The following is a 9,482-nucleotide window of genomic DNA, read 5'->3' as shown; positions in this document are numbered from 1 at the left end:
AAAATAATCGGTAAAAGCACGCCGATCTCGGGCGAGACGACGCCGTTTCTGGCAAACCTCATCATCACAAAAAGCGCACCCCAGACGCAAAGCGAGGCGATCGTGAAGATAAAGCTTTTTAAGGCGAGATTAAAAAATCGTCCGGTAATCGGCAAAAAATAGTAAATAATGAGCACCATAAACGGCGCAAAAAAAGGCGCAAAAGCGAGGTTATAAAGCGTGGTTTTGGTCGAATTTAGCCCGATACCTTCGTCTTTAAACGCCAAAATATAATCCACGGCATCCGGGATCGTGATAGCCGAGCTCTCCGCCGACGCGCTTTCTATCGTTTTTGGTTTAAAATTTTCAAGCGTTTTTAGCTCGCTTGGCGTTTTGATATCAAGCCCTTTTTCACCGAGCTTAATATTTTGTGGCAAATTTACGATTTTAGCGTTCTTTAAAAGCCACGCATCGTCTATAAACCTCCCGCTTTCGCCGAAGGTCGCGCTGCGCAGATTGCTGCCGTTTATGTCAAATATCCGCACGTCTTTAGCCTCACCGCTAATGGGATTTAGGCTGTCCATGTAGACAAATTTGCCTTCGAATTTTAAGAAAATATCAGAGCTCGTGCGCGATAAATTCGAGAGTTTCACGATATTTCGCCCATACTCGTAAGCGTAGGCAAAAGGAGTAAAATTTAGTCCGACGTAGACAAACGTGATGGCGAGCGCGATGTAAAAAGGCGGTTTTATCAGGCGATTTTTATCAATACCAAGCGCGTAAAAGCTCACGAGTTCGTTGCTGCGAATCATGCTAAATTTGCTAGTTATCAGTGCAAAAATGAGCGCGAGCGGCAGGACGTAGTTTACCGCCGTAAGCGAGGTAAGGCCAAAATAAAGCAGCTTTAGGTTCGCGCTTGCGGGCATGTCTTTTAGGTTGGTTAGGATGTCGATACCGACGTAAAAAAGCGTGAGCGCGACGAATATAATCACGAAATATTTAAAATAAAGCCAGCCGACGTAACGCGCGTAAAGATTCATCTGGGATCTCTTAAATCAAATTTTGCGCGCGATGAAAGGCGTACAAAAGCGGCGCTATCAAAAATACCGAAAAGTTGTCCTGCAAATTTATTATTTGAGCTATGCTGCAAACATTCATGCTTTGGCTCCATGATGACGCTCAAATTTGCCGCTTTTTGGCTAGACGAGAAACAGAGTTGTTTTATGCTCTCAAAAAACCCGAATTCAAGTTTTTGTCTGAGCGCCTTTTTCGTAAATTTTATAAAATTGCAGGTAAAGTTTTTAAGTAAATTTATAAAATTTACGATAAGGAAAATTGGGGGCAAGGTTTTAAATTTGGGCTCTAAATTTAACCGATTTTTGAGTGCTTTAAAAAGCCGCAAAATTTGAGAAACTGCAAAAGTCGCGAATGCCAAATTTAACCCTCTCACAAAATGCCTTTTTTTGTTGAGAATTTTTGCGAAACGGTGTCGATGTCGGTTTTTATTAGCTCATTTAGCGCGTTTTCACAGTAGTCCAAAATTTTTTCCACTCCCTCTTTTTCATCTGCGTTAAATTCGCCAAGCACATGGCCGGTTACCGCGCTTTCGCCTTTGTGCGCGCTTCTGCCGATACCGATACGTACGCGCTCGTAGTCTGCGCCCATTAATGCGTCGATTGACTTTAGGCCGTTGTGTCCGCCGTTTCCGCCGCCCTTTTTAAATTTAACGACGCCGAAATTTAGATCAAGATCGTCGTGAATAACGATAATGCGCTCGGGTTTGTAAAAATCGGCGACGGCTTTTACGCTTCGTCCGCTTAGGTTCATAAAGGTTGTCGGTTTTAAAAAAAGTAAATTTTGAAATTTAAACAGCTCGCCTTGAAATTTGGCCGAGCTTACATCTATAAAATTTGAGTTTTTGAGTCTATCTATCAGCATAAAGCCGACGTTGTGTCTTGTTTTGGAGTACTCGGGACCGGGATTCCCCAGTCCGACTATGAGTATCAAGGCTAGCCTTATTTAGCTTTTATTACGCCTAGAACCGCTACGCGGTCAGCATCGATCATAGTAACGCCCGCTGGAACGGTTATATCGCGCACTAGGACGGTGTCGTCTATATCAAGACCGCTAACGTCTATGTCGAATGAATTAGGCAAATTTTCAGCCGTGCATTTTACGGCTAAGCGCCTTTTTGAGATGATCAAAACGCCTTTATTTTTTAGACCGACCGGAGTTCCGTAAGGTTTAACCGGGATCATATATTTTGAGACGACGCCTGGAAGCGCAACCTTTAAATCAACGTGTTTTAGAGCGTTTGTCACAGGGTCTTTTTGATATTCGACTACTACGACTTTTAAGGTTTTTCCGCCTACTTTTACGTCAAACGCAAGGCTCTCTTTTTTGCGAACCTCTTTTATAAAATCGTTGATTTTAAAAGCGGCTTGCACATTCTCTAATCCCTTGCCGTAAATGTTGGCGATTAGATAACCATCTCTTCTCAAGGCTTTTGACGCCTTTTTACCGATACTCTCTCTAACGATACCTTCTAACATCGTTTTCCTTTCTTGAAAAATAGAAGCCGATAATACCCAAATTTATATAAATTTCGCCTTACTTGATATCTTTAAGCGCGATAACGTCGCTTTGAAATTCTCTTAAAAGCGCAGCGTCTTCCTCGATAGAAGCGACCATCGCTCGTTTTTTAGCAAGGTCGGCGGATTTGATTTTGATATCGAGGTTTTCTCTTCTACCGGCGCTCTTTAGAGCCTCTTCTTTCGTAATGATTCCCGAAGTATACATATCAAGCAAATGCTGCTCAAAAGTCTGCATCTGATAGGTGTTTCTACTCTGCTCTATCGCGTCGTAAATTTCGCTATCTCTATCCTCTAGGATCATATCTCTTATTCTTATGTTTTTTATCATTATTTCGCAAGCGACGCGTCGTTTATTTCCCGTAGTTACGACTAGGCGCTGAGATATGATAGCCTCCGCAACCGAAGCAAACGTCATCCTGACTCGGTTTTGCTCCTCTTTAGGAAACATATTTATGACGCGGCCGATAGTTTCTTTAGCATCAAGCGTGTGAAGCGTAGCAAGTACTAAGTGGCCAGTTTCTGCGGCATTTATCGCGGTTCTAACAGTCTCTAGGTCTCTCATCTCGCCTACGAATATAACATCCGGGTCTTCGCGTAAAGACGCTCTTAACGCGTCGGCAAAACTATCGACGTCTTGGCCGATACCGCGCTGATTGATTACGCTTTTATCGTCGCTATATATAAACTCGATCGGATCTTCGATAGTAACGATGTGGTAGTTTTTCGTGTGATTTAGGTAGTTTATCATACTAGCTAGCGTCGTCGTTTTACCGCTGCCGGTCGGCCCGGTTACTAGGATGATGCCTCTATTTACTTTATCGCAAAGCTTTTCAATAACCGGCGGCAATAAAAGCTCAGACATCGTAGGAATTTTCGTAGGTATCGTTCTAAATACGAAAGATATGCCGTCCATCTGCAAAAAGACGTTAGAGCGGAAACGGTAGTCGTCGTTTAACCTATAGGTAAAGTCAACGCTCTTTCTTTTCATTAGGCTGTAATAATTCGCTCCTAAAATTTCCTTGGCAATGAGTATCGAGCGGTCATAATCCAAAACCGTATCGCCCATAACGACCATCTCGCCGTTAAATCTACCGCGAACCACCCTGTCAGACTTCACGTGCAAGTCGCTGCCGCCAAGCTCGATAAGCTTCATCAGATATCCGTCCAAAACCGCCTTCATAGCGGCTCTTTTTTCGCTCTCGTCGTCATCTTGCGGCATCGGCGGCCTAATAGACATCCCAAAGGCTTCTTCTTCCATCGTTAGTCCAAGCTCGGCTAAAAGCGCGGCCCTATCTCTACGCCTAACGGGTCTTACTTCCGGCTCTTTTGCCGTATTTGTTCGGTTTTCTTGCGTATCGTTTATAGTTTGCACCTGCTCTACTCCTTTGCTTGTTTCTTCTTGCGTTTGCGTTAAATTCGGCTCTAAAATTTGCTCCTCGGGCTCGCTTAAGTCAGTATGCTCGTCGATCTTTAGAAAATCTTTATCCTCTAGCTCTTTGCTTTGCGGCACGTCCCAAAAATCAGCGCTTAAATTTGACTGTGTTTGATCGGAGTTTAGCTCGTTTTTATCGATATCGAATTCATTTTTGATAGAGTCGAATTTACTCTGAAAGTCCTCGTCGTCCTCGGTATCAAATTTATCCTGATCGCTTTGGCTTGCGTCAAATTTATCGCCGATATCAGGCTCGACTTCTTCGAGCTCTACCGAGCTAAATTCATCCCTTAAAAAGTCCAAGAGCTGATCTTTTTCGTTAAGAGTCTGCTCGTTTGCCACCGCTTCCTCTACAGGCTCAGAACAAGAAATGTCCGACTTCTCACTCTCTTCGTCAAATTCGCTTATTTCTTGCAGATCTTTTTTTGTTTGCGGATCTTTCCATGCCACAAAAATAGCTTCTTCGTCGTTTTCATCTGTTTGCTCAGGTATCTCGTCTAGCGCGTCTATTTCGTTCAAAGCCTCATTGATAGCTTGCAAATTTTCGTTTAGCTCTTGCCTTTTTGATTCTAGCTCGGCAGGCGTGCTAAATGCGTCAAATTTATCAAATTTGACTGCCTCTTTTTGCTCCTCATCCTTTGCAAGCTCGTTGTCAATTGGCTTTAGCTTTGGCAAATCATCAAACCTACCGATCTCTTCAAATTTAGGCTCCGGTTGCAGGGCAACCTCTTCTCGCACGGCGTCCTCCGCTTTTAGGGGCACCACCTCTTGCTCCTCCTCGTGCGAGTTTTCTTTATTTTTGTTTCTATGCTGTTCTATATCGCTTCTTAAAACCTTTGCTTTTAGCTTGATAATGCGCTCTAAGGCATCGTCCTGGCTATCAAATTTAATGCTTGAACCGATAGGCTCGTAGTCCTTAACGTCCTCTTCGTTCACAGAAGTAAATCTTAAAGGCTTCATGGCTATTTCCTGGTTATTTTAGTGCTTTCATTATATCTTCAAATGCCGTCACGAACTGCTTTAAGCCGTCGTTTAGCAAGTCTTTGTAAACCTTCTCCATGTCTATGTCAGCTCTTTTTACCACGCCGAAAAATTTCTCTATGCTGTCGTCGCTAACAGCTGTTTTAGGTTCGTTTTTGCTAGCGATAAAGGCTTTGATAGTATCGAGCGGAGCCGTATTTACCGCATTTTGATACATTAGCTCTTTTACGTAATAATCTTTTGCCAGCTGGTCGCCCTTTACGCCCGTGCTAGCAAACAATGCCCTCGTCGTCGGCAAGCTTTTATTTTCTATGATTTTGTAAATTTTAGTCGCGTTCATGATGCCGATTTGGCCCGTCGGTAGCGAGTTTTCGCGCATTTTTTTATCTAGCAAGCGATCAAATCTGCTAACAAAAATGCTAATCACGCTTTTTGGTAGCGGCGTTAGAGGAAATTTTTTCTCATAAGCCTTCACGCCCTCTTCAAAAGCGTCCAAACACGCTACGGCTTGCTCCGGCGAGAAAATCAGCGTCGCGTTTACAGCGATACCGCGCGCGGTTAATGCGCTCATAGCTTCAAAACCCGCTTTTGTCGCAGGGATTTTTATCATGACGTTTGGCATACCGATCTCTGCGTGCAGTCTAGCGCCCTCGTCCACCGTAGCTGCGGCGTTATCGCAAAAGCTAGGATCGACCTCGATACTCACAAATCCGTCGTCGCCGTTTGCGTAATGCCTCAAAAGCTTGGTCGCGGCTATCTTTATATCTTGCACCGCAAGAGCCTCGTAAAGCGCCTTTGGATATTTTTTACCCATTTGGCCGATGACGTCTTTGTAGGAGTCCGATAAAAACGCAGCTTTAAAGATGGACGGATTTGAAGTCACACCGCTAATAGCGCCGATTTGGAGCAAATTTTCAAACTCGTCCTGCAAAAAGTCGCGCTCGATAAAGTCGCACCACAACGAAAAATTTATATCGTTATTAAACATTTTTCTCGCCTTTTTATATCAAATTTATGATCTCGCGCAAATCTTTTTTATCTACGCAACAAGTTGCCGCTTGCTTCAAAATTTGCTTCGCGCAAAACGCGATTTTTAAATTTGAATGCTCAAACATTGATAGGTCGTTGGCGCCGTCACCCACGCTCATCGTCTGCTCTTTTGAAATTCCAAGCAAATTTTGTAAATTTGCAAGCATCGCACCCTTTGAAAAGCCAAACATCATCTCGCCGCCCACAAGCCCGGTTAGGGCGCCGTCTTTGTGGTGCAGGATATTTGCAAAGCTAGCGTCAAATTTGAGCTTTTCTTGCGCTCTGTCCGTGCCCGAGTGAAATCCTCCGCTAAAAACTACGACCTTGATGCCTTTGCTTTTTAGATGCGCGATCAACTCGGCGGCTCCTGGCATGAGCGGCAAATTTGAGCAAATTTGATCTACTTTAGCAAGCTCAAGCCCCTTTAAAAGCGACACTCGGCGCGTTAAACTCTCAAAAAAATCAAGCTCACCAGCCATCGCTTTTGCAGTTATTTCACTGACCTCATCGCCCACACCCTTTGCCGCAGCTAGAAAATCTATCGTCTCGCCGTCCATCAGCGTTGAATCAAAATCAAATACGCAAAGCTTTATCAAATTTGATCCTAGAAATCGCGTTTTAGCAACGCTTCGACTTTTAAAATCGTAAGGATATTGTTATCTCTTTTGCCGATACCGTAAATCATGCCTTTATCTTTTAAAAGCGTTTCAGGCGGCGGATCGATCCTGTTTTGCTGTATTCTGATGGCTTCCGTTAGTCTATCGATCACAAATCCCGCTACGTTATCGCCCTCTTTCATCACGATATATCTCGTGCTTGGGCTAGGTTTTGCGGCGTTTAGAGAAAATTTCTTTCTCAAGTCGATTAGCGGGATGACGCTACCGCGCAGGTTAAACACGCCCAAAACATAGTCCGGCACGCTAGGCACGCGGGTGTATTCGATAGGTTTAATGATCTCTTGGATGTTTAAAATAGGTATCGCATACTCCTCGTCGCCCACGATAAAACCGACTAGCTGGACGATCTCTTCGCGTTCTTTTTCGCTCGGATCCATCACCTGACTTTTTTGTTTTTTTAGAACCTGATTTAATTTATCGTTCATGTTCTATCCTATGAGTTTGATATTTTTTCTAACTACGTTTTCAAGGTAATCCGACGAATACGGCTTGGTAATGTACTCTGTCATTCCTACCTCTACGCCTCTTAGCCTGTCGGTCTTTGACGTTCTTGAAGTTACCGCTATGAGCGGCAAATTTCTATATTTTGAATACTTTCTAATCTCGGCTGCCAGCGTGTAGCCGTCCATTCGCGGCATCTCGATATCGATTAGCATCGCATCAAGCGCGTGTTCGCCTGATTTTACGATAGCTAGAGCTTCGACGCCGTTAGTAGCCTCGATCACGGTTACACCAAGAGGGGCTAGCGATTTTTGCATTATAGTTCTATCCATCTTCGAGTCGTCGACGATCAGCACTTTATAATCGCTAGGTTTTTCTTTGACGCTCTTTGAGGCTTCCATGCTGGCTTTTATGTCTACTTTTATATCTTTTGCCATCTCCATCATCATACCTACGTCGATGATGAGCGTTACTCTGCCGTCGCCTCTTATCGTGGCTCCCGCGATGCCTGGGATATTTTGGAGATAATCTCCCATTGATTTGATAACGATCTCTTCTTGTCCTACGAGGCTATCTACGATGATGCCTAGCTTTGCTTCCGCTACGCCGATAACGACCACGTAGGTCTGATCTCCGCCGTCAAAGACCTGCTTGACGCCGAAAATATCAGAGAGCTTAACTAGCGATAGCACTTCGTCGCGTAGTCTAAGCACGTTTTTACCGTCGATCGTATAGATATCGTCGATCGGTACGCGCACGGTCTCTAAGACGCTTGCTAGAGGAATAGCGAAAAACTCCTCTTGCGCACCGACTAAAAGCGACTGGATGATTGCTAGCGTGAGCGGGATCTTTAGCTTCATCGTCGTGCCCTTGCCCACTTCGCTCTCGATGTCGATTATGCCGTTTAGCTTTTCGATATTCGTTTTTACGACGTCCATTCCCACGCCGCGACCGCTTACGTTAGTTACCTTCGCTGCAGTCGAAAATCCAGGCTTAAATATCAAGCCAAACGCCTCTTTATCGCTCATCGCGTCGGCTTCGCGCTCAGTGATGATGCCTTTTTCTATTGATCTGGATTTTAGCATATCGGCGTCTAACCCCTTACCGTCGTCGGTGATCTCGACTACGATATGGTTGCCTTCGTTATAGGCTTTTAGCTGGATGGTACCTTTTTCCGGCTTGCCGGCGGCTAGTCTGGTCGCGCCGTCTTCGATACCGTGGTCGCACGAGTTTCTTATCATATGTACGAGCGGATCGCCGATTTGCTCGACGATGGATTTATCCAGCTCCGTCTCCTCACCCGTGATCTCAAGGTCGATTTGCTTATTTAGCTCGCGGCTTAGATCGCGGATCATGCGAGGAAATTTGTTAAACACCTTAGCGATAGGCAGCATCCTCGTTTTCATAACGGCTAGCTGTATGTCGGTGGTCACCAGACTTAGGCTAGATACTACTTGATTTAGCTCCTCAAGGAATTTCTCACCCTCGTATCTCTCCTCGACGTCGTCGTAAATTTTGAGCAATCTGTTTTTGCCGAGCACCAGCTCGCCGATCAGGTTCATCAGGTGATCTAGGCGCTTAACCTCGACGCGTATAGTCTGCTCGTCGGCGCTAGCTCCGCTTGATGGAGCCGGTACTTTTTTGTCCTCTTTTTTCTCGGCTGGCTTTGCTGGGGCCGGTTTTGGAGTCGGAGCCGAATTTGAAGCTGCGGGAGCTTGAGGTGCGGTAGGTTTTGGCGCTTCGCCTCCTGCTGCTTTTTGGGCTCGTCTTGCCTGATCTTCGGCCTTTCTTACTTTCAGTAGTCTTTCTATCTCGGCTTCAACCTCAGCATCGCTCAAATTTGACAAATTTTCATCGCTAACGGGTTCAGGCTCAGGCTCTTTTGGAGTCTCTACCACAGGCTCAGGCGCTGCGGGAGCAGGCTCGCTAGCGGCAGTGCTCGGAGCTTCGCCTTCGGATATCGCGGTTAGTCTTTTGCAAATATCTTCTATCTCGATGCCCACATCCGTATCGTTGCCGCTATCTCTGATGCCGTGGAGCAATCCCTTCATCATATCCACAGACTCCAGCACCACGTCCATAATATCAGGCGTTATCTTTAGCTCGCCTCGGCGGGCTTTGTTTAGCACGTCTTCCATATGATGGGTGAGCTTAGTAAGGATGTCAAAATTTAAAAAGCTAGACGATCCTTTAACCGTGTGCGCGACGCGGAAAATTCTATTTAAAAGCTCTAAATCTTCAGGATTTGACTCAAGTTCTATGAGATCATGGTCTATTTGTTCTACTAGTTCGAAGGCTTCAACCAGGAAGTCTTCCATTATTTCTTTCATATCATCCATGATTTCCCCC

Annotated in this window: 8 protein-coding genes; all 8 read right to left on the bottom strand. The window is 45.0% G+C overall.

Annotated features, from left to right (window positions below):
* Window positions 1–1,019 (bottom strand): LptF/LptG family permease (locus H740_RS02005; RefSeq protein WP_002950745.1); only part of this gene is annotated, 1,019 nt, incomplete at its 3' end.
* 406 nt (window positions 1,020–1,425) lie between these two features.
* Window positions 1,426–1,986: an aminoacyl-tRNA hydrolase gene (pth, locus tag H740_RS01995; RefSeq protein WP_002950742.1), complete on the bottom strand. Its 561-nt coding sequence runs from the start codon at window positions 1,984–1,986 to the stop codon at window positions 1,426–1,428.
* An 8-nt stretch (window positions 1,987–1,994) separates the two neighbouring features.
* Window positions 1,995–2,531 (bottom strand): 50S ribosomal protein L25/general stress protein Ctc, encoded by a 537-nt coding sequence (locus H740_RS01990; RefSeq protein WP_002950740.1) that lies wholly within the window; start codon window positions 2,529–2,531, stop codon window positions 1,995–1,997.
* Window positions 2,532–2,589: 58 nt separating this feature from the next.
* Window positions 2,590–4,965 carry a type IV pilus twitching motility protein PilT gene (locus H740_RS11450; protein ID WP_002950738.1) on the bottom strand — a complete coding sequence of 792 codons (2,376 nt, stop codon included), beginning with the start codon at window positions 4,963–4,965 and terminating at the stop codon, window positions 2,590–2,592.
* Between the two features lie 13 nt (window positions 4,966–4,978).
* Window positions 4,979–5,974 carry a transaldolase gene (locus tag H740_RS01980; RefSeq protein ID WP_002950737.1) on the bottom strand — a complete coding sequence of 332 codons (996 nt, stop codon included), beginning with the start codon at window positions 5,972–5,974 and terminating at the stop codon, window positions 4,979–4,981.
* 13 nt (window positions 5,975–5,987) lie between these two features.
* Window positions 5,988–6,611, bottom strand: coding sequence for a phosphoserine phosphatase SerB (serB, locus tag H740_RS01975; protein WP_002950735.1), 624 nt, complete (start codon window positions 6,609–6,611; stop codon window positions 5,988–5,990).
* Window positions 6,612–6,619: 8 nt separating this feature from the next.
* A complete protein-coding gene (locus tag H740_RS01970; protein ID WP_002950733.1) occupies window positions 6,620–7,117 on the bottom strand; it encodes a chemotaxis protein CheW in 498 nt (165 codons plus the stop codon).
* A gap of 3 nt (window positions 7,118–7,120) precedes the next feature.
* Entirely contained in the window at window positions 7,121–9,472 is a 2,352-nt protein-coding gene (locus tag H740_RS01965) for a hybrid sensor histidine kinase/response regulator (protein ID WP_002950731.1), read from the bottom strand.
* Between the last annotated feature and the right edge of the window lie 10 nt (window positions 9,473–9,482).

Origin of the sequence: Campylobacter showae CC57C (assembly GCF_000344295.2) — a bacterium.
Taxonomy (GTDB): Bacteria; Campylobacterota; Campylobacteria; order Campylobacterales; family Campylobacteraceae; genus Campylobacter_A; species Campylobacter_A showae_B.
The sequence above is the reverse complement of the archived record's forward strand: the minus strand, read 5'-3'. Positions and strand labels throughout refer to the sequence as shown.